17 protein-coding genes are annotated in these 20,013 nt (G+C 56.7%); 7 read left to right on the forward strand and 10 right to left on the reverse strand.

Annotation, left to right across the window (positions count from 1 at the left end; all coding sequences use genetic code 11):
* Positions 1-59: 59 nt before the first annotated feature.
* Genes H1Y61_RS19270 through H1Y61_RS19280 form a run of 3 tightly spaced genes read left to right on the forward strand, consistent with a single transcriptional unit; the run spans position 60 to position 3,407 of the window.
* Entirely contained in the window at positions 60-788 is a 729-nt protein-coding gene (locus H1Y61_RS19270; RefSeq protein ID WP_180575215.1) for a FadR/GntR family transcriptional regulator, read from the forward strand.
* The gene (locus H1Y61_RS19275; protein WP_180575100.1) at positions 785-1,957 is read left to right on the forward strand and encodes a PLP-dependent transferase; all 1,173 of its coding nucleotides are present in this window, start codon (positions 785-787) and stop codon (positions 1,955-1,957) included. The genes H1Y61_RS19270 and H1Y61_RS19275 overlap by 4 nt, the downstream gene beginning before the upstream one ends.
* A gap of 43 nt (positions 1,958-2,000) precedes the next feature.
* Positions 2,001-3,407, forward strand: a complete 1,407-nt coding sequence (locus tag H1Y61_RS19280; protein ID WP_180575101.1) for a M20/M25/M40 family metallo-hydrolase — start codon at positions 2,001-2,003, stop codon at positions 3,405-3,407.
* Here the strand turns inward: H1Y61_RS19280 and H1Y61_RS19285 are convergent.
* The 5 genes from H1Y61_RS19285 to H1Y61_RS19305 form a co-directional block, all read right to left on the reverse strand.
* Positions 3,394-4,122, reverse strand: coding sequence for an SDR family oxidoreductase (locus tag H1Y61_RS19285; RefSeq protein WP_180575102.1), 729 nt, complete (start codon positions 4,120-4,122; stop codon positions 3,394-3,396). The genes H1Y61_RS19280 and H1Y61_RS19285 overlap by 14 nt on opposite strands.
* A gap of 40 nt (positions 4,123-4,162) precedes the next feature.
* Entirely contained in the window at positions 4,163-4,912 is a 750-nt protein-coding gene (locus H1Y61_RS19290; protein ID WP_174112399.1) for an ATP-binding cassette domain-containing protein, read from the reverse strand.
* A complete protein-coding gene (locus tag H1Y61_RS19295) occupies positions 4,902-5,948 on the reverse strand; it encodes an ABC transporter permease subunit (protein ID WP_071207248.1) in 1,047 nt (348 codons plus the stop codon). The genes H1Y61_RS19290 and H1Y61_RS19295 overlap by 11 nt, the downstream gene beginning before the upstream one ends.
* Before the next feature lie 227 nt (positions 5,949-6,175).
* Complete coding sequence (locus H1Y61_RS19300) at positions 6,176-7,165, reverse strand: ABC transporter substrate-binding protein (protein ID WP_156617157.1); 990 nt, start codon at positions 7,163-7,165, stop codon at positions 6,176-6,178.
* A gap of 111 nt (positions 7,166-7,276) precedes the next feature.
* Positions 7,277-8,218 carry a sugar-binding transcriptional regulator gene (locus H1Y61_RS19305; RefSeq protein ID WP_180575103.1) on the reverse strand — a complete coding sequence of 314 codons (942 nt, stop codon included), beginning with the start codon at positions 8,216-8,218 and terminating at the stop codon, positions 7,277-7,279.
* A gap of 275 nt (positions 8,219-8,493) precedes the next feature.
* Here H1Y61_RS19305 and H1Y61_RS19310 point away from each other — a divergent pair, with 275 nt between their 5' ends.
* The 3 genes from H1Y61_RS19310 (at position 8,494) to H1Y61_RS19320 (ending at position 12,632) form a co-directional block, all read left to right on the forward strand.
* Positions 8,494-9,408, forward strand: coding sequence for a tagatose-bisphosphate aldolase (locus tag H1Y61_RS19310; RefSeq protein ID WP_180575104.1), 915 nt, complete (start codon positions 8,494-8,496; stop codon positions 9,406-9,408).
* Between the two features lie 14 nt (positions 9,409-9,422).
* A complete protein-coding gene (locus tag H1Y61_RS19315) occupies positions 9,423-10,889 on the forward strand; it encodes an ROK family protein (protein WP_180575105.1) in 1,467 nt (488 codons plus the stop codon).
* A 267-nt stretch (positions 10,890-11,156) separates the two neighbouring features.
* Positions 11,157-12,632 carry an aldehyde dehydrogenase family protein gene (locus H1Y61_RS19320; protein ID WP_235680945.1) on the forward strand — a complete coding sequence of 492 codons (1,476 nt, stop codon included), beginning with the start codon at positions 11,157-11,159 and terminating at the stop codon, positions 12,630-12,632.
* A gap of 133 nt (positions 12,633-12,765) precedes the next feature.
* On the opposite strand, the gene H1Y61_RS19325 is transcribed toward H1Y61_RS19320, so the two are convergent.
* From H1Y61_RS19325 to H1Y61_RS19345, 5 genes are all read right to left on the reverse strand, one after another.
* Positions 12,766-13,566: a phosphodiesterase gene (locus tag H1Y61_RS19325; RefSeq protein WP_180575106.1), complete on the reverse strand. Its 801-nt coding sequence runs from the start codon at positions 13,564-13,566 to the stop codon at positions 12,766-12,768.
* 103 nt (positions 13,567-13,669) lie between these two features.
* Positions 13,670-14,965: an ABC transporter substrate-binding protein gene (locus H1Y61_RS19330; protein ID WP_180575107.1), complete on the reverse strand. Its 1,296-nt coding sequence runs from the start codon at positions 14,963-14,965 to the stop codon at positions 13,670-13,672.
* Between the two features lie 43 nt (positions 14,966-15,008).
* Entirely contained in the window at positions 15,009-15,830 is an 822-nt protein-coding gene (locus H1Y61_RS19335; RefSeq protein ID WP_180575108.1) for a carbohydrate ABC transporter permease, read from the reverse strand.
* Entirely contained in the window at positions 15,830-16,756 is a 927-nt protein-coding gene (locus H1Y61_RS19340; RefSeq protein WP_180575109.1) for a carbohydrate ABC transporter permease, read from the reverse strand. Before H1Y61_RS19340 ends, H1Y61_RS19335 begins: the two co-directional genes overlap by 1 nt.
* Entirely contained in the window at positions 16,753-17,928 is a 1,176-nt protein-coding gene (locus tag H1Y61_RS19345; RefSeq protein WP_180575110.1) for an ABC transporter ATP-binding protein, read from the reverse strand. The genes H1Y61_RS19340 and H1Y61_RS19345 overlap by 4 nt, the downstream gene beginning before the upstream one ends.
* Before the next feature lie 371 nt (positions 17,929-18,299).
* On the opposite strand from H1Y61_RS19345, the gene H1Y61_RS19350 reads away from it, so the two are divergent.
* The gene (locus tag H1Y61_RS19350; RefSeq protein ID WP_180575111.1) at positions 18,300-19,904 is read left to right on the forward strand and encodes an inorganic phosphate transporter; all 1,605 of its coding nucleotides are present in this window, start codon (positions 18,300-18,302) and stop codon (positions 19,902-19,904) included.
* Positions 19,905-20,013 lie beyond the last annotated feature (109 nt).

Below are 20,013 nucleotides of genomic sequence, written 5' to 3' on the forward strand. Positions count from 1 at the left end.
CTGCTAAGATGTCAGACCAATTGTCAAGCGGTCGGCAGGAGGAAGAAATATCAATGACGATGCGCACCGGAAACGCGCTGAACGACACCCAGCATATCGCCGCGCTGCCACCGCTGGACCGTGTCCAGCAGGTGAGTGGGGCCATGGTCGGCTATATCAACAAGGCCGGTCTCAAGCGTGGAGATCGCCTGCCAACGGAACGCGAACTGATGAACGCGCTCGGTGTTGGCCGTTCAACAGTGCGTGAAGTGATCGGGCGGTTTCAGGCCTTGGGCGTGGTGGAGACCCGAAAAGGCAGCGGAACCTATCTTTTGCAGCCCGTGAGTGCTGCCACGGTCCACATGCCCTTGATGCTGGAGACGGTGAATTTACGCGACGCTCTTTTGCAAACGCTGGAAGTGCGACGCGGCATTGAAGTCGAGGCCGGAGCCTTGGCTGCGATGCGCCGAACGGAAGAGGATTTGCGGATCATCGAGGAAAAGCTCGATGAAATGGAGCGGGTGCATCTGGCCAAGGGAACATCCGGCAAGGAAGATCTGGCTTTCCATGTGGCGATCTACGATGCCACGCATAACCCACTGTTCAAACAGCTTCTGGAGCAGATGCGCGAAGCCTTCGAGCGCTTCTGGACAAAGCCTTTCGACAGGCCGGACTTTGCCCGCCGCTCCTTCCCCTATCATCGCACCTTGTTCAGCGCCATTGCTGACCAGGACAGTGAAGGTGCGCGCCGTGAAACCCTCAAAATTCTTGCCGTGGTGGAAGAAGACATCAAGGAAATGTCCAAATGAGCGACGCTCTCGATTATCTGCAACAGGCATCGCTGATCACGGCGCATGATGAGGCCAATGCTTATGATGCGGTGGTGCCGCCGATTGTGCAGACGTCGCTGTTCACCTTCAGCGACTATGACGAGATGGTCGCGACCTATCGCGGTGAAAAACTTCGACCGGTTTATTCACGCGGGCTAAACCCCACCGTGCGGATTTTCGAGGAGATGCTAGCCAAACTGGAAGGCGCGGAAGATGCGCTGGCCTTTGCCAGTGGCATGGCGACGATATCCTCGACCGTCCTCAGCTTTGTCGAGCCGGGAGATCGGGTCGTTGCCGTTCGCCACCTCTATCCCGATGCCTACAGGTTCTTTGAGACCATGCTGAAGCGCATGCGCATCGAGGTGACTTATGTCGATGGCCGCGATGAGGATGCCGTGGCCAAGGCGCTTCCGGGCGCAAAGCTTCTCTATCTGGAAAGCCCCACCAGCTGGGTGATGGACGTCCATGATGTCGGCGCGCTGGCCGCTCTTGCCAAACAGCACGGCGTGTTGTCGGTGATTGACAACAGCTGGGCAAGCCCGGTTTTCCAGAAGCCATTATCGCTCGGCGTCGATCTCGTCCTGCATTCGGCCTCGAAATATCTCGGCGGTCACAGCGATGTTGTCGCCGGTGTGGTGGCGGGTCCCAAGGAACTGATCAATCGTATTCGCAATGAAACGCTGCCATATCTCGGCGGAAAACTATCTCCCTTCGATGCCTGGCTGCTGATCCGGGGTATGCGCACATTGCCGATCCGCATGAAGGCGCATGAGGCCTCGGCGCTGGAGATTGCCCATCGCTTGCAGGCGCTCGATATCGTCGAAAAAGTCTGCCATCCGGCGCTGAACAATGGTTTGCCGCCGGGCCTGCATGGCACGTCCGGGCTGTTTTCCTTCATCTTCAAGGATGTCATCCATATTCAAACCTTCTGCGATCATTTGCAGCTGTTCAAACTGGGCGTCAGTTGGGGTGGTCATGAAAGTCTCGTCGTCCCCGGCGATGTGGTGGCCAACCAGAAAGCGCCGCCGAGTTTCGCGGATGCCTTCGGCGTCGATCCGCTGTCTGTGCGTCTCCATGTCGGGCTTGAGGGGACCGAGGCACTGTGGAGCGATTTGCAGGCGGCGATGGCGGCGGCTCGAACAGACTGATCTTTTGCAAACACCCATCCCATAACCGACTGGAAATCTGCCCATGACCGATCTTGAAACCGTCCTCGCCCGGGTCGATGACAATCTGCCTTCCAGTCTGGAAACACTGTTCGATCTGGTGCGTATCCCCTCGATTTCCACCGATCCGGCCTACAGCCGGCATTGCCGCAAGGCTGCGGATTTCCTAGCGACCTATCTGACCGGACTGGGCTTTGCAGCATCCGTGCGCGACACGTCAGGCCATCCGATGGTGGTTGCTCATCATGAGGGCCAAACCGCGGATTGCCCGCATGTTCTGTTCTACGGCCATTACGATGTTCAGCCGGTCGACCCGCTCGCTTTGTGGCAGCACGACCCGTTCGACCCAGCCATTCGTGACGGTTCAACCGGAGAAAAGATCATCACCGGACGCGGTACTTCGGATGACAAGGGACAGCTCCTGACCTTCATCGAGGCTCTACGCGCCTTCAAGGAAACCAAGGGCGGACTGCCGGTGCGTGTGACCATTCTCTTCGAAGGCGAGGAGGAATCGGGATCGCCGTCGCTTCAGCCTTTTCTCGAGGCCAATGCCCAGGAGTTGAAGGCTGATTTTGCCATGGTCTGCGACACCGGCATGTGGGACACGCAAACACCGGCGATCTGCGCCAGCCTCCGCGGTCTGGTTGGCGAGGAAATCACCATCAAGGCCGCCAACCGTGACCTCCATTCGGGCGGATATGGTGGCGTCGCAGCCAATCCGTTGCATGTGCTGAGCGATATCATGGCTGGCCTGCATGATGAAACCGGTGCCGTGACCCTGCCCGGCTTTTACGATGGCGTTGAAGAAACACCGCCCGATATCAAGGCCGTCTGGGCAGATCTGGAGAAGACCCAACCCGCGTTCCTAACGGATATCGGTCTTTCCGTACCCTCCGGCGAAAAGGGCCGTAGCGTTCTGGAATTGCTCTGGGCCCGCCCGACCGCCGAGATCAACGGCATGTCCGGCGGCTATACTGGCAAGGGCTTCAAGACCGTGATTGCTGCCGAGGCCATGACCAAGGTATCCTTCCGTCTGGTGGGAAAACAGGACCCGCAAAAAATCCGCGACAGTTTTCGCGCCTATGTAACCTCAAAGTTACCTAGGGATTGCCGGGTTGAATTTCACGCCGAAGGAGCCTCGCCTGCCATTCAATTGCCCTATGACTCGCCGATCCTCGCTACGGCCAAGGCGGCTCTTTCACAGGAATGGCCAAAGCCCGCCATTGTTGTCGGCGGCGGCGGATCGATCCCGATTGTCGGCAGCTTTCAGTCCATGCTCGGCATGGACTCCTTGTTGGTAGGCTTTTCGCTGGACGATGACTGCGTTCACTCGCCCAATGAAAAATACAACCTCACCTCTTTTCACAAAGGCACCAGATCCTGGGTGCGGATCTTGCACGGCCTGAGCGATGAGGCGATCAACAGGCTGTAAAGCCACCGTCAATTGGGAGAGAGACACCGGTGATCATTGACGCCTCCTCACTCAACAAGAAGCGGATCGGCTTTGCGATGTCATCGACGGTCGCCCATCGTCCCAACGGCATTTTTTGCAGGAAGGGTTCGCCGATCTCCGGGCGGCCCCAATAAAATGCGGACATCTCCGTCATGACCACCGTGGGATTGACGCTATTGACCCGAATTTTGTATTTGCCAAGTTCAAGCGCGCTGACACGCGTGATACTATCCAGTGCCGCTTTGGAAGACGCATAGGAGACATGGCCCGGCAATGCCGCCAGTGCTGCCTGGCTCGAGACATTGACGATCGAGCCACCCTTGCCTTCTTTGATCATCGAGCGCGATGCGTATTTGGTGACGAGAAGCGCGCCTCTCACATTGATGGCAATGGCTTTGTCGAAGATAGAGATGTCGGTTTCCTGCGGGGTGGCGATTTCGCCACCAAAGCCACCACAGTTCACCACGCCCCACAACGGCAAATCCTCTACTGCCCTGCGAATTTCGTCCTCCGAAGTGAGATCGAAAATCAACGTCTCACAACCGGTCTGCGCGGCCAGCTTGTGAAGCTCGTCTCGTGACCTTCCGGTCGCATAGACCTTGGCCCCGGCGTCTTTCAGCTTCGTCACCGTCGCGCCGCCGATTCCACCGCTGGCACCGGTGACGAGGATTGCTTTCCCATCAAGTTCCCACATGAGTATAATCCCGCGTTGATTTGCTTGCTGACTTCTAGGATTACCCACCAATCATCAGCTTGACGATTTCGTCGTGGTTGGTATCGGCAATATTGCGCGTTCCAGCGACAACACCCCGTCTCAGGACAACGATACGGTCCGATACCGCGAATATGTCCTGCAAATTATGGGAGATGAAAATAACGCCCCGCCCTTGGGCTTTCAGCGACTTGATCAGCGCAACAACCTTACGCTGCTCCGGCACGCCCAGCGCTGCTGTCGGTTCGTCCATGATCAGGATCTTGGCATTCCAGTAAACGGCCCGACCGATTGCCACCGCCTGGCGCTGTCCGCCCGAAAAATTGCTGACCGGGGCATCCAATCGCTTCACGTGGAAGTCGAGGAGAGCCATCGTATCGGCTGCGGCCTTGGCCATCGCCTTGCGGTCGAGGACTGGAATAAAACCAAAAGCGCGTTTCATTGGCTCACGGCCGAGAAAAATATTGGCGCCAATGGACAGATTATCGGCAAGAGCCAAGTCCTGATAGATCGTCTCAATCCCTTTTTCCCGCGCATCCTGCGGCGAGGAAAAGGCAACCGGGGAGCCATCGATCAGAATTTCGCCCGACGTGGGCGAATAGACCCCGGAGATCGCCTTGATCATGGTGGTCTTTCCGGCGCCATTGTCTCCGGCCAAGGCCACGACTTCACCGGCACCGACAGTCAGCGAGCAATTATCAAGAGCTTTCACAGCGCCGAAATGCCGGGAAAAATTGCGGACTTCAAGAAGGGGTGCGACATTACTCAGCATGTTTGACTCCACTGAAGCGGCGTTGCGCCTGGTCGATAAGAACGGAAATGATGATGACGACGCCAACGGCAATGAATTGCCAGAATGGCTCAACATTCATGAAGACCAGGCCATACTGGATGACCGCGATGACCAGGGCTCCCGCCACCGTTCCGATGATTGTTCCCGAGCCTCCAAACAGGCTGGCACCGCCAATCACGACAGCGGCCACGCTGTCGAGAAGCAAGGGTTCCCCGGCCTGGGCAGCGCCTGCCGTGAAGCGCGCCGCATATAATGCGCCGCCAAGGCCCGCGCAGACCGAGGACAGGATATAAAGCCGCAAAATATGGCCTTTGATATCTATACCTGCCCGGCGAGAGGCCTGGGCATTGGCACCGATTGCATAATTATGCTGCCCAAACCGCGTCTGGCTGAGAATATAATGCATCAGCAACACGAAAACGGCGGTCACCAGAACGAGATAAGGGATACCTTCTATCCGTCCATTCCCAAGCGCTGCGAAATAGGAGTTTTTGACGGGTACCGTTGTTCCTCCGGCAAGAAGGAAAGCCGCTCCTCGGGCAACGCCAAACATGCCGAGCGTGCCGATAAAAGGAGGTACGTTGAGCCTGGAGATCAGCAGCCCGTTGATGATGCCTGGAATAGTCGCGGCGAGGATGGCGACGAGGATGCCGCATACCATCGCAGCCGGCAAGGGCATGAAAACCCCGAAATAATTGGTGGCGTGGGCAGCGACGACCGCCGCAAGCCCCATGATGAAACCCGCAGAAAGATCGATGCCGCCAGAGATGATGACGAAGGTCTGGCCGATTGCCAAAAGAAGGGGCGCAACGGCAAAGACCGCAACCGATTGCCAATTGAAGGGTGAACCAACGAACGTCCCTCCAAAATCTGTCTGCGCCCAAATCTCGAAGATCACAATAAGGGCAGCCAGAAAGACCCACGCCCGCAACTGAGCGATACGCTGCACGATCGTCTTGGTAACGTCGGCGTGGTCTGCCTGAGGTGCGACGGCGTGGGTGTTCTCGGGCGCCATGGTCTGGTTTTCCAGCATGAATTCCATCCTGAGTTCTGGTCAGCTATCAATGAAGGGACCTAGTGCACTGACGCATTCACTTCGTTCATGCTTGCGTGCACTAGACTTTTGTTTATGCAGCGATTTATCCAAACTCGCCTGAAGCCTCCGTTTGGATCGATGCACTAGCAAGCCTTATCCTGGCGTCCGATCAGCCGTGGCTGACGTTTTAACGAGGCCGTGGAGGTCTATTCAGCGTAGATGAACCGAGCGACGGCTGGATCCGTCACGTTGCTTTTGTTGATGACAGTAAAGCCAGTCCCAATCTTGGTTGGGATGGACTGCCCGGTCAGGTGCGCATAGGCGGAGATCACCCCGTAATACCCGATTTCCGCAGGATGCTGGGCGATTGCAAAATCGATAAGGCCGGATTTCAGATTATCCACCACTGACCCTGGCGCATCGAAAGCCACAACCTTGATTGTGCCGGATTGGCCAGCCTGCTGGACACCGTTCGCCGATCCAAGCCCGGAAAAGAGATTGGCACCAAATACCCCGGCCAAATCGGAATTGCGGGCGTAGACCGCCTGGAGCTGAGATGCAGCTTTGTTAGCGTCATTGTCATTGAACTGCGTTTCGAGAACCGTAATGCCGGGATGTTTGGCCATCTCGGATTTGAACCCTTGCTCTCGCTGGTCCGTCGTCGAAACTCCTGGCTTTACATTGGAGACGTAGACCTTGCCTTTGTCCCCAATGGCCGACGCCAGAGAGCGCGCTGCAATTTCGCCGCCTAGAACATTGTCCGATGCGATATAGGACAACGGAAAGTCCCCGTCCCCTGCGCCCGTTTGATAGTCACCGGTCCCGATGAATGTATCGACCGTGATCAGCGGAATGCCCGCATCCGCAGCCTTTTTCAACGGCTGCACCAGCTGTGTGGTATCGGTGGGTGCGATGAGAATGGCATCCGGCTTTTTCGCAATGACCGCATCAAGAACCGGAACCTGTGTCACAGGGTTGAAATCTGGAGCGCCTTGAAAAATAATTTGCGCGCCGATGGCAGCGGCGGCGGCTTCTGCGCCCTTATGCATCGTGATATAAAACGCATCGGTCGTCAGACCTGGAATCAGCGCAATTCTGAATTTTTTATTTTCGGCCTGAGCACGCGTAACCGCCAAAACAGCCGGTGCGGACAAGGCAAGCGCGGTCGCAGATTGAAGAAAACGCCGACGTTCCATGTTTCTCTCCTCCCAAATCGAAACAGTCATCTCCCGTGAATTAAGCACTCAATTCACGACAGCATCATCACGCCGTTTTCAGTCTGCCGTCAAGAAATTTTTTTCAGAAACTTATTTCTTTTTCGCTTTCGTTTGTTTTTCCTCGCCCTGAGAAGGCCCGTTCTGTTGGAGAAGATTGAGAATTGCGATGCAGGTATTGGCGTCGGTGACCAGGGAATTGATCATTCCGGAACGGACGGCGCCGATGATTCCAGCCGCTTTTTCAACGGTCGCGGCCACACCGATAGACAGTTTGGCCTTGCAAAGCTGCTGGCTGGATGCCGCAATCATTCGCTCCTCCCCATCCCAGGACAAAAGCTTGCCGTTGATATCGACATAGTGCCTGATAACGTCACCAACCGCGCCTCCAATGGCGCGCTCATTCACTGTCGCGGCACTCGCCTCAGGCGGATTGATAGCATGCGGCAACCCTATGCCGACAATCGCGCAATCCAGGCGATCCCAAAGTTTCGTCGTTTCCTGCACAAAGGCATCGGCAAGAAAGGCATCCTTCAATTCGGCGGAGGAGAGATAAGGCGCGTGCAGGAAATGGGCGCTTCCACCCAACTGATCGGCGGCCTGGCGGACAAATTCGCTAATCTGGAAATGCGGCGCTGATTGCTGGAGACCACCGTTCAACGCAACGGCGATAATGCCAGGAATACGCGGCAAGCCAGCGGCAATAACTTCACGTATGGCACGACCCCAACCGATACCGATGACCGACCCTGCGGCCAAGCCTTCTTCCTTGAGCAGATCGCCCAACGGTTTTGCCAGCGCACCCAGAACACCTGTCGATGGCGTATCGATCACCGCCGCCCTCTTCAGGGACAGCGCCTCAATCAATTCCTGGGTCAAACCGGCGGGCGAGACAAGGTCAAGCACCTCGATCTTGACGATCCCAAGCACCCTGGCCCGTTGAAGCAAACGGGAGACGGTCGCAGTCGAGATTCCAAGCTTGCGCGCGATCTCAACCTGAGACATGTCAGCTTCATAATGCAGCTTTGCGACCATATGCAATGTCGCCCGGGACGCCGTATCCTGTGAAGTTTGCGGAAGCAGCTTGCAATTCCTTTCTGAAATGTGTTACACGAAGCGGGAAGGCTACACTGAAACGGCTCCGGACTCAATGCAATACGGCGCCCTTCCCTGTGACTTCCCAGGCCCTATGACGTCCAAGGCCCTGCGACTTTCAAGGCATCATCAAATCACCTGACGCAGGAGGGCTCGCGCATGGCTAAAGCTTTGCGCTGTCCGCTTTTGCCTGCAATTTCTTTCGGAGTGGACACATGACGGCAATGACAACGGCAGAAAGACGCGGATACCATCAGATTTGCAACGGTAGCGGATCCATGATGGTTATTGCATGCGACCAGCGCGGCGGTATGCGATCCATTCTTGCCACGACCCCGGAAGAACAAGCGAAAATCGGCAATGATATTCTTGGAGAAACCAAGGCTGACATTGCACGCTATCTGGCCTCTCATGCCGGCTGCGTGCTTGTCGATCCGGTCTGCGCGGTGCCGGGGTTGATCGATAACGATATTCTTCCAAGGGATACAGCTCTTCTGATCGGCATCGATGCCTCCGGATGGGACACGTCGCCAGAAGGCTATCGCATTTCCAAGATGGTGGAAGGTGTCGATGCGCGGCGCGTTCGCGCTCTTGGCGCCACCGGTGGCAAAATCATGGTCTATCTGCGGATGGATACCCCGGCAGCCAATGTTGCAAACCTTGAAACCTTGAAGAGGACCATTGAGGATTTCGCCCGCGAGGACTTTCTTCTGGTCGTTGAATTCCTGACCTACCAGCTTGAAGGCGAAAGCCGTGAAGACTATCAGGCCAAGATTCCGCAGCTTATCGTCGAAGGTTCACGTGCCTGCCTGGAACTGGGCTCCAAAGTTCTGAAAATCCCTTATCCCGGCTCCGAAGAAGCCTGCGCCGAGGTCACGAAGGTGGCAGGCGATGTGCCTTGGGCCGTGCTATCGGCTGGCGTCGATCATGATACCTTCCTTCGCCAGGTCGAGGCTGCCATGAAGAACGGGGCCTCCGGCGTCATCGCTGGCCGCTCCCTTTGGAAAGACTGCATCGACCTCGACCGAAATATCTCGAAAGAGAAACTTTCGACAATTGCCGTGTCCCGATTGCATGATATTCAAGACATTATCGGGCGCTATCGCAACAAGCAGAGAGTTGCGGCGTAAGATCGGCGGATGTCATGTCTCTTCCATTGTTTTCTATCGGCATCGACGTCGGCGGAACCAACATGCGTGCGGCACAGATTTCGCCCGAAGGCGAAATCATCCGTAAGACGTCGGTTACAGGCAGCCGCGACCCCTCCAAGGCTGTCACTCTTATAAAGAGCCTGATCCATCAGATGGACGGCGACCGCGCCGCGGCGATTGGAATAGGAATACCCGGCCGTGTCGATGGCTGGACAGGAGAGATCATATCGGGTGGATTTCTGAATTTATCCGGCTGTGATCTCCAGTCTGAAATGTCAGCGACATCAGGTCGTCCGGTGACCGTTGCAAACGATTGCAGCATGGCCCTGATTGGCGAGGCCCGCGTGGGTGCTGCGCGGGGCATGAACAGTTCTGTCATGCTGACCATCGGAACCGGGATTGGCGGCGCCGTCATGGAAAATGGCCGGATCGTCAATGGCAGACGATGCGCTGGCCAATTGGGCCATCTTGTCGTCAATCTCCATGGCCAGCCATGTCCCTGCGGTCAACGCGGCTGTATTGAAACGGAATCCTCAGGAACCGCCTTGCAACGTCATCTCCGCGAGGCAGGCTACGCACCTGAAACACGATTTGAAGCCATCCTGGCTCTTGCGGAATCAGGAGATAAGGTTGCATTGCAGGTGATGACGGCATGGGCCGCCCCTCTGAAATCAGCCATAAACACGCTCTCCGCCGCCTTCGACCCGGACGTAGTTCTGCTAGGGGGAGGCATGGGTAAGGCAGCGTTAGCCGCCCTCAATTTTCTGCCTCGCAGCGAGACCTGGTATGAAGCGGATATAAGGGGAGCGCGCCTCGATGACGATGCCGGTGTCATCGGTTGCGGGCTGGCGGCCTTCGATCTCCTCAACGCCGATCATCATGGCAAACCTGCCCATGGCAAGAGACTGGTCATGGTAAACGGCGTACCCGCCTCCGGCAAAAGCGCGATCTCCCATAAAATCGCCGGTGAAACCGGCTGGCAGGTGTTGAGCCTGGATGAGATCAAAAACCCTTTTCTGGAATTGATTGACGATGTCGATCGCCCCTTCAATCGCCTCCTGGGACGCGCGAGCTACAAGTCGATTTTTTCCATCATCCGCGATGCCGCTCCGGGAACCACCTTCATCGTCGATGCCTGGTTTGGATTTCAGCCAGCAGATGTTCTGAAAGAGCATATCGCGATGGCTGGCATCACGCAGATCGTTGAACTCTGGTGCCACGCCCCCGCAGAAACGATAGGAGAGCGCTATAGATCAAGACTTGAAAACCGCCTTCCCGGACATCCCGGCGCCTCCTATATCCCGGAACTTATCGAACTCGCGCAGCGTGCGAAACCCATCGGGCTCGGTCCGGCTTTGAATATCGACACGACACAACCAAAGGACGCCAAAACCATCCTGGATTGGGTGGAGAATGCCTTTGAAAACCCCGAGGAACTATCCAGAACCGATTTCCTCTAAGGAACGGAAAAGCGCCCAAGCTATGAGCCTCTAAAAAGCGAGAGCATAAGAGACAATGGACTGAGCGCTTTATAAAATCATTTATTGATACAATAAAAATTATGAATTACCATTTTTATCATAAATCAATAATTGATATTGATTGACTGACGCTTTCGCCGTATTCTTCCCGCCGCAAAGAGATAGACCGCCTTCGTTTACCGCCATCCTATGCTGGCGGCATTGGCGTGGCGAAGGCGCGTAAAACCGGCAAGAGGAGGAGACGTCTTGCAACAGAATATTGGTCAGTCCGCATTCCAACCACAGGCCTATGAAGGGTTTTCCGGGCAGTATATTGCCGGTCGCTGGGTGGAAGGCACCGAGGGAAAGACCGCCGTTGATCGTAATCCTTACGATGATACGGTTGTGGCGGAAATCGCTCAGGCAAGTCTTGATGACCTCGATCGTGCCTTCGGTGCAGCCAAGGCTGCCCAAACCGAGTGGGCGCGGGTATTGCCGAGCGAGCGCGCAGCGGTGTTTCTGAGAGCGGTCTCGATTCTTGACGCCCGCAAGGAAGAAATCATTAGCTGGATTATTCGTGAATCCGGCAGTACACGCATCAAGGCTGGCATAGAATGGGGCGCAGTGCGCGCTGGCATGCTGGAAGCCGTCACCTTGCCCGCTGCCGCCCAGGGACATATCATTCCCGTCGATAAGCCCGGCAAGGAAGCACGGGTCTACAAAAAGCCCGTCGGCGTCGTCGGTGTTATCAGCCCGTGGAATTTTCCGCTGCATCTGTCGAACCGTTCTGTCGCGCCGGCGCTTGCACTTGGAAACGCCGTCGTTTTGAAACCGTCGAACGACACGCCGGTCACAGGCGGCCTTCTGTTGGCCAAGATCTATGAGGAAGCTGGCCTGCCAGCAGGCTTGGTCAATGTCGTGGTCGGTAGCTCGAGCGTGATCGGCGACGCTTTCTCGCGTCATCCGGTTCCTCGCGTCCTCACCTTTACCGGCTCCACGCCCGTCGGACGCCATATCGCCCAGGTGGCGGGTGAATCCTCCCTGCTGAAGCGTGTCGGCCTTGAGCTTGGCGGCAATGCACCGCTGGTGGTTCTCGATGATGCCGATCTGGAAAAGGCTGTTGGAGCAGCCCTGATCGGTCGCTTCATGCATCAGGGGCAAATCTGCATGAGCACGAACCGCATCATCGTCGATGCCTCGATTTATGACAACTTCGTCGAGGCTTTTACTGCTGCGGTAAAGACGATCAAATTCGGAAACCCGAACGAGCCGGATACCTTGATCGGCCCGCTTTGCAACGACAGCCAGCTGCGCAGCGTGACCGCAAGCATTGCGCGGGCGCGCGACAGCGGCTTCCGCGAATGCGTATCCGGTCCGATTGAGGGACGGGTGGTGGCACCGCATGTCTTTGCCGACGTGACCAACGATTCCGACTTCGCCCGCAATGAGATCTTCGGCCCGGTCGCACCGATCATCCGCGCTCAAGACGAAGCCCAGGCTTTGGCCTTCGCCAATGATACCGAATTTGGCCTTTCCAGCGCCGTCTTCACCCGTGACGAGGCCCGTGGATTGGCCTTTGCTCAGCAGATTGAAGCTGGAATGTCTCATATCAACGACATCACCATCCATGACTATCCGCATGTGATGTTTGGTGGAGAGAAAAACTCCGGTCTCGGACGCTTTAACGGCAAATGGGCCGTTGAAGAGTTCACAACGGATCATTTCATCTCGGTACAGCGTTAAGACGATAACGAAAACCGCACCGCTGGAGACAGCGGTGCGGTTTTCGGATTTAAAAAATGCGCGCAGAGAAAAACGACGATCCGCGATTTATCCTGGCCCGTGATTTATCCTGGAATGAGTGGCAGGAATTCGATCACGGTCCTTCGCAAATGGATGCTTGTCCGAGGATAGCCTCACCCACTTCGGCGCTATAGGCACGCAGTCCGTGATCATCGAGGCAGATGATCCGGTAGCAGGGATTGCCGCCGGTCCAGAGCGGGTCGGGCGCATCGAGATCGGTGATGAAGCGGTGCGCGCAGGCCTGGCCGGAACTGTAGCTGATACCCTCGGCGCTTGTGCCGGCAAGCGGCACGTGGATATGGCCGAACACAATATGACGTATCCCTGCGCTGTGAGCGCTGAGGCGGCGCATCAGCGCGCCATCGTCATGCAGACCGATCTTTTCGAAATGCCGGATACCGCAGTCCATCGGGCGATGATGGATGAAAACCGTGACGGACAAATCGCCAGCGCTTTCCAAGGTGGCATCGAGCCATGCAAGGCGGTCGGCACCATACATGCCGCCGATCACCCCTGCTTCGTGACTGTCGAGGAACAGGAGCCGTCCGAATTCCGTATCCCAAAAGGACTGGACATAACCATTGCTATCGGATGGCTGCCCCGGAAAAGCAGCCTGGAATTCCGGCCTGCGGTCATGGTTGCCCAGCATCAGGCGGATGTCGAAGGACACCGGCGCCAGAATGTCGCGCAGAAGTTCATAGGCCTCGGGATCACCGTGATTGCAGAGATCACCGGTCATCACCAGAAGATCTGCATCGGCATGCTTTTCAACAATGTCGCCCACTGCCGCACGCAGCTGCTTTTCAGGATCGACGCCGTTGACGACGATGCCCGAGGGCATAAGATGGGTATCGGTGATCTGAATGATCTTCATTATCCGTCTTTCTGGAAAATGGCTGCGGAGAACATTCCCCGCAGCCTTGCCGGTCTTCAAAGAGGACGATGCGCGAGCATCGTCAATGTCCTGAACGATTGGCCTATTTCAACAAGGCATTGGTCTGATCGACCATCTGCTTCAGGCCAACCTCCGGCGTCACTTCACCGCGCATGACCGTGCCGATAATGTCGCGCTGGGTGCGCCAGACGCGAACGGAATCGCCGCCTGGATAACCGGCCCAAGGCAAGGACCGATCTGCCTGGAGCGAGGCGGTCTTTACATTCGGATGCTCGGCATAATAGGGCGCCAGATAGTCGGCACCGGTGGCAAGCTTGTTGGTCGGCAGATAGCCGGTGATCCGCACGATGGTGTTCTGCGCCTCAGGACCGGTGATCCATTTCAGATATTTCCAGGCGGCGTCCTGCTTGGCCTTGTCCTGCGTCAGGATCACGGCTGAGTTGCCGCCCGTTGGCACGCCACCCTTTTCCGGGTTGTCCAGAGGGAAGGTGGCCGTCTTCAGCTTGAAACGGTCGCCCACCAGTCCTTCGATTGTTTGAACATGGGCCGGTGTCGAGAAGATGAAACCGGTGAGACCAGCACCGAATTGCTGGCGGGACTGGTCCCAGTCAAGCAGGGTCTGGCCGCCTTCGGTCACGAACTGGCGAACCATTTTCAGAGCATTGAGGCCAATCTCGTTGTCAAAAGCCACAGTCTTGGTCTTTTCGTTGACCAATGTGCCGCCCTGCTCGAGAACCAATGCCTGCCAAAGCCAGTCATCCGGCCAGCCATTGATGTCGTAGCCCATGCCGGAGATTTTCGGATCGAGCGCGTGGATCTTCTTGGCCAGCGCGATCAGTCCGGGAAAGGTTTTCGGCATATTGTCCGGATCGCCACCAGCCTTCTTTACCAGATCAGCATTGATATAGATGATTGGCGAGGAGGCATTGACCGGCAGGCCGTATTGCTTGCCATCGATCTGGCCGAGAGCGGCCATTTTCGGGCTGTAGTTCTTGTCGAGAAAGGCCTGGCCGCCTTCCGCCGCGATGAAGGGCGCCAGCTCAGTGATCTGGTTGCGGGGTGCCAGTGTGTGAACCAGCTCCGCGGTCAGGTTGAAGCCTGAGAAATAAACATCCGGCAGATTGCCGGTCACGGCGGCGCGAAGGACCTGTTGCTGACCCTCGTTATAGCCTGGAGCGGGCGCCAGAAAATTGATCTTTACATTGGGATTGTTCTTCATGAACGCATCGGCCAGCGGCTGATGGAATTTCGTGAAGCCCGGCAGATTGTAAAGCACGTTGAGCGTGACTTCGTCGGCAGCCAGCACGGGCGTGGAAAGCCCGGCAGCAGCCAGGCCCAAAGCCAGACCGCTCACCACGGTGCGTCGGTTGATTTTCATTGTCGTCTCCGAAAAGGTTGGGAGGAGGAGCATGTGAACGCCGTCACTTGACGCCGGTCATTGTGATACCCGCGATGAAGTGCCGTCGTGCCAGGAGGAAGCACAGCACCATCGGCGCGGTAATCAGTGTGGCGCCAGCCATCAGCGCACCGTAATTCGCGCCGGATTCAACATCCGCGAACAACAGCATGCCCAGAGGCGGCGGAGCCAGATTGGTGTCGGAAATCACGATCATCGGCCAATAGAGATCGTTCCAATGGGCAACCAGCGAAAAGACCGCAAAAGCGGCAAGCGACGGCAACGAGCCGCGCAAGACCAGGCCCCAGCAGATTTCCATCTCGGAAAAACCATCCATCCGCGCCGCCTCGATGATTTCATCGGGATAGCTGCGGAAGGATTGGTGGAACAGGAAGATTGCGAAAACCGACAGGAAGAAGGGCGCCATCATGGCGAAATAGGTGTTGAGGAGCTGGGCCTTCGCCAGTCCGACAAACAGCGGCAGAGCCAGCGCCTGGATCGGCACGCAGAGCGCGGCAATCACCAGCGTCAACAACAGTTTTCGCCCCGGAAAGCGAAGTTTAGCCAAAGCATAGGCTGCGGGAACCGCGGTTACGACCTGGACGAACAGGATGCCAAAACAGACGATGACCCCATTCAGCATGAAGCGGGCCATCGGCACCTGACTGGCGGCCCTTGCGTAGTTTTCCACGCCCTCGAATTTTTCCGGGATCGGCCAGAGGGAAACATTGAATATTTCCGATGGCGAACGGATCGAGGTCAAAACCATCCAGTAGAACGGCAAGAGCATAACGAAAGCGCCAGCGGCCAGGACAACATGCGGAAGATAGGTACGAAACCGGGTCATCAATAATGTACCTTCCGGTCCATATGCAGAGTCTGGCCAATCGACAGGATCAGGACGATGGCGAGGAAGAGCAGTGTCAAAGCTGCGGCGTAGCCGGTATTGGAATACTCGAACCCTTCGAGATAGAGATCGAACAGCAGGGTTTCCGAGCCGGACCGGCCCTTGGTCAGTACCGCCACTGTCTCGAAAACTTTGAAAGCCGAGATCGATGTTGTGACGACCACGAACAAGGTCGTTGGTCCCAGCATTGGCCAGGTGACGGTGAAAAACCGGTCGATGGAATTTTTGGCGCCGTCCAACCGCACCGCCTCATGTAGATCTTTAGGAATGGCCGTCAGCCCGGCAAGGAACAGCACCATGTTGAAGCCGAGAACCTGCCAGACACCAATCCATGCCATGGTTGGAATGAGCAGCATCGGATTGGACAGGAAGGCGACGGGCTCGAAGCCCAGCCATTTGATTGCCGCATTCACCGGCCCGAGTGAGGGGTGCAGTAGGAATTGCCAGACGGTTGCCATCGCCACGAGCGTCGCGGTAACCGGAAGGAAATAGGCGACTTCCCAGAAGGCCCGGCTGCGCTTGCGATTGTGCACCAACAGCGCCACGCCAAGCGCCAGGAACACGCCGAGAGGAATGACAATCACGGCATAGATCGCCGTATTGATCACCGCCCGAATAAAGACGGGATCGTGAAACGCCTTGATGAAATTGCCGAGCCCGACAAAGTGAATGGTGAGAGCACCGAGTTGGTAATCCGTGACAGAAAAGGCGGCCAGCACGAGCATCGGAACGATATAAATCGCCAGCAACAGCAAAACGGCCGGGGCCGCAAACAACAGACCACGGCGAACCATCCGGCGCTCGGCTGTTTGCCGGCTCGCACGAGGCTTAGCCGTAGGCACCATTGAGGGCGAGCCAGCAGTCATGCCGCCACCCGTTCACGAACAGAAACGGCGCAGCGCGTGCCATCTGCGCCAAACAGATGAGCCCGCTCAGGTGCAAAGCCAATGGTCATCAGACCATGTGCATCAGCACCAATAGCCTCTCTCGCGCCTTGCCGCATGGTCACCACGACCGTTTCATCATCAACAAGGCGGCAGGTTACGAACCGGTCGGCGCCATGGGTCTCGCTGCGCTGGACGCGCACGGCAAAGCCGTTGCCGCTTGCACGCAGATCTTGCGCCCTAAGATCTTGGACGCGCAGGTCTTCTGCCCGAAGCCCAAGCGTTGCCGGTCCGTCATCCTGCTCTGACGCCCGCAGGTCGAGGTCTTTTCCGAAAGCGGTAACCTGTCCCTGCATGCCGATCATGACAGGCAGAAGGTTGATCGATGGGGTGCCGATGAAGCGCGCCACCGTCAATGTCGCTGGGCGGTGGTACAGTTCATCGGGTGTACCCAATTGCTCGATCCGGCCCTCATGCATCAGCGCGACACGATCCGACATGGTCATGGCCTCGATCTGATCATGGGTGACATAGATGAAGGTAGCGCCAAGGCGGCGATGCAGGCCGACAAGTTCTTCGCGCATATGGGCACGAAGCTTGGCATCGAGATTGGAAAGTGGCTCATCCATCAAGAAGGCAGCAGGCGAACGCACCAGCGCCCGCGCCAATGCTACACGCTGCCGCTGACCACCCGAGAGCTGGGCCGGTCTGCGGTCCAGAAGATGCGCAATCTGCAATGTCTCCGCAGCCTCTTCAACGCTGCGCTTGATGTCCTTGACAATCTCGGAAGGCGCGACCAGACGCCCGATCAGCGGCAATCGACCCGCAAGCGACAAGCACCGCATCCGCAACGGCGTGGCGATGTTCTGCCGCACGGTCATGTGAGGATAGAGCGCATAGGACTGGAACACCATCGCCAGATTGCGGTCGCTCGGATCCATGTCGGTCACATCCGAATTATCGATCAGAACCTGACCGCGATCGGGCCGCTCCAATCCAGCGATGATCCGCAACAGGGTCGACTTGCCACAGCCGGACATGCCCACAAGCGACAGGAACTCGCCGGGATGCACCTCGAGATCAATATTCTTCAGAATATCATCAGCCGCGAAGCTTTTTCCAATTCCAGCCAGCTTTAGAGAATGTTGCATCATTATGCGCTCCTTCGACGGAGCGTGTAATGGGGCGGCATTATGACAGCCAAACAACGGATCTGCGAATGTTTAGTGAAAGGTCACGGCGCAATGACAATAAATATACTTATTGCTCACTCACGCTTTGAAACAGAAGAAACAAGCCGCCTGTATGACTTTGGGCAACCACAAATTAAATAATCGCTTAAATTGTATCCATCTCAACCACTCAAATTTCCGGAAAGGGTTTTGCTTACCCAACGCCTAGAATAAATGCGCTTTTGTAGTCACTTCTTTCATTGAAGAGAAAGCCTGTGGCGAGGTGGGTGTCATGAAAGGTTCACTCAAAGCCGCCAAAACTCCTTAACAAATATCAAATGTGAGGACCTTGAATGGCTGAATTAGCGCCTTCGAATTCGCCGCTCAACAGCGCGGGTCATCCCCTTGATCGGGCGCATGGATCGGGCAAGTGGTTCATGCCGGTGTTCGGCGTGGTACTGTTGGTCGGACTAGGCTATATCGGCTACGCTCTTGGCCAGGATCTGACCAGCACCGTCGCGGTTCCCTGGATATTTTTGGGGCTTGCGCTTCTGATCGCGCTCGGGTTTGAGTTCGTCAACGGCTTCCACGATACGGCCAATGCAGTCGCCACCGTGATCTACACACGCTCGATGCCCGCTGAATTTGCTGTCATGTGGTCAGGATTCTTCAATTTTCTCGGCGTTCTGACATCCAGCGGCGCCGTTGCCTTTGGCATCCTTTCCCTTTTGCCCGTAGAGTTGATCCTTCAGGTCGGCTCCGGCTCCGGCCTTGCCATGGTGTTTGCCCTGTTGATCGCTGCCATCGTCTGGAACCTTGGCACTTGGTATCTGGGCCTGCCCTCCTCCAGCTCACACACCCTGGTCGGCTCGATTATCGGCGTCGGTCTCGCCAATCAGTTTCTGGCACCAGCCGGTTCGGCAACGAGCGGGGTAGACTGGTCGCAAGCGACCAATATCGGCCTGTCCCTACTGGTCTCGCCTCTGATCGGCTTTGGCTTTTCCGCGATCCTGCTTTTGGCCATGAAGCTGTTCGTGAAGAACAAGGCGCTCTACCAGGAGCCGAAAACCAATCAGCCGCCGCCGCTCTGGATACGGGGCCTGCTGATCTTCACCTGTACCGGCGTCAGTTTTGCGCATGGATCGAACGACGGCCAGAAAGGCATGGGCCTGATCATGCTGATCCTGATCGGCCTGGTGCCGACGGCTTTCGCGCTCAATCGCACGCCGGATGTGAATTATCTCGAAGCCTATAAATCTTCCTCGGCGCAGGTTGAGACCGCGCTCGGCAAATATATCAAGCCGGGGGTGTCGTTCGTGGATGCAAAAGCAACCGTCGCGGAGGCTGTCAAATCCAAAACCTGGAGCGATGCCACCACGCTCGCGCTCCAACAATATATCCATGCGACCAGCGCGGAAGTCGCCGCTTTCCCAACGCTGGAAGCCGTTCCAAACCATCTGGTGCAAAATATCAGAAACGATATTTACCTGATCGGTGAGGCCTTGAAGCTGATCGACAAGCAGAAGCTGCTGCCGATGGAGGCAAGCGATCTTGCTGCCGTCAGCGCCTATCATAAGGCGGTCGATAATGCGACGAAGTTCATTCCGACCTGGGTGAAGGTTGCTGTCGCACTGGCGCTCGGCCTGGGAACGATGATCGGCTGGCGGCGCATCGTTGTCACGGTCGGTGAAAAGATCGGCAAGACCCATCTTACCTACGGCCAGGGAGCTGCGGCTGAAATCGTCGCCATGGTGACGATCGGAGCAGCCGACCATTTCGGCCTTCCGGTATCAACAACCCATGTCCTGTCATCAGGTGTCGCCGGTACAATGACCGCCAACGGTTCGGGCCTGCAATGGTCCACGGTCCGCAATATGCTGATGGCCTGGGTCTTGACACTCCCTGCCTCGATTGCCATCGCCTTTGTGCTTTACGTAGTCCTGCGCCAAGTGTTTTGAAGCCATCCCAAACAGAGAGAGCCAGGCACCATTTCTGGTGGTGACGGAATGCGACGCGGCAGATGTCCGCGTCGCATTGTGACCGGTTGCGGGCGAAAATAATGGAACC

Origin of the sequence: Agrobacterium vitis, assembly GCF_013426735.1 — a bacterium.
GTDB classification, from domain to species: domain Bacteria; phylum Pseudomonadota; class Alphaproteobacteria; order Rhizobiales; family Rhizobiaceae; genus Allorhizobium; species Allorhizobium vitis_D.

Excerpts from the sequence above, each read along its gene's own strand:
- H1Y61_RS19350 (WP_180575111.1), top strand. The coding sequence starts at position 18,300 with ATGGCTGAATTAGCGCCTTCGAATTCGCCGCTCAACAGCGCGGGTCAT.
- H1Y61_RS19345 (WP_180575110.1), bottom strand. The coding sequence starts at position 17,928 with ATGATGCAACATTCTCTAAAGCTGGCTGGAATTGGAAAAAGCTTCGCG.
- H1Y61_RS19290 (WP_174112399.1), bottom strand. The coding sequence starts at position 4,912 with ATGCTGAGTAATGTCGCACCCCTTCTTGAAGTCCGCAATTTTTCCCGG.
- H1Y61_RS19285 (WP_180575102.1), bottom strand. The coding sequence starts at position 4,122 with ATGTGGGAACTTGATGGGAAAGCAATCCTCGTCACCGGTGCCAGCGGT.
- H1Y61_RS19300 (WP_156617157.1), bottom strand. The coding sequence starts at position 7,165 with ATGGAACGTCGGCGTTTTCTTCAATCTGCGACCGCGCTTGCCTTGTCC.
- H1Y61_RS19340 (WP_180575109.1), bottom strand. The coding sequence starts at position 16,756 with ATGACTGCTGGCTCGCCCTCAATGGTGCCTACGGCTAAGCCTCGTGCG.
- H1Y61_RS19325 (WP_180575106.1), bottom strand. The coding sequence starts at position 13,566 with ATGAAGATCATTCAGATCACCGATACCCATCTTATGCCCTCGGGCATC.
- H1Y61_RS19305 (WP_180575103.1), bottom strand. The coding sequence starts at position 8,218 with ATGGTCGCAAAGCTGCATTATGAAGCTGACATGTCTCAGGTTGAGATC.
- H1Y61_RS19295 (WP_071207248.1), bottom strand. The coding sequence starts at position 5,948 with ATGGCGCCCGAGAACACCCACGCCGTCGCACCTCAGGCAGACCACGCC.
- H1Y61_RS19310 (WP_180575104.1), top strand. The coding sequence starts at position 8,494 with ATGACGGCAATGACAACGGCAGAAAGACGCGGATACCATCAGATTTGC.
- H1Y61_RS19275 (WP_180575100.1), top strand. The coding sequence starts at position 785 with ATGAGCGACGCTCTCGATTATCTGCAACAGGCATCGCTGATCACGGCG.
- H1Y61_RS19315 (WP_180575105.1), top strand. The coding sequence starts at position 9,423 with ATGTCTCTTCCATTGTTTTCTATCGGCATCGACGTCGGCGGAACCAAC.
- H1Y61_RS19330 (WP_180575107.1), bottom strand. The coding sequence starts at position 14,965 with ATGAAAATCAACCGACGCACCGTGGTGAGCGGTCTGGCTTTGGGCCTG.
- H1Y61_RS19335 (WP_180575108.1), bottom strand. The coding sequence starts at position 15,830 with ATGACCCGGTTTCGTACCTATCTTCCGCATGTTGTCCTGGCCGCTGGC.
- H1Y61_RS19270 (WP_180575215.1), top strand. The coding sequence starts at position 60 with ATGCGCACCGGAAACGCGCTGAACGACACCCAGCATATCGCCGCGCTG.
- H1Y61_RS19280 (WP_180575101.1), top strand. The coding sequence starts at position 2,001 with ATGACCGATCTTGAAACCGTCCTCGCCCGGGTCGATGACAATCTGCCT.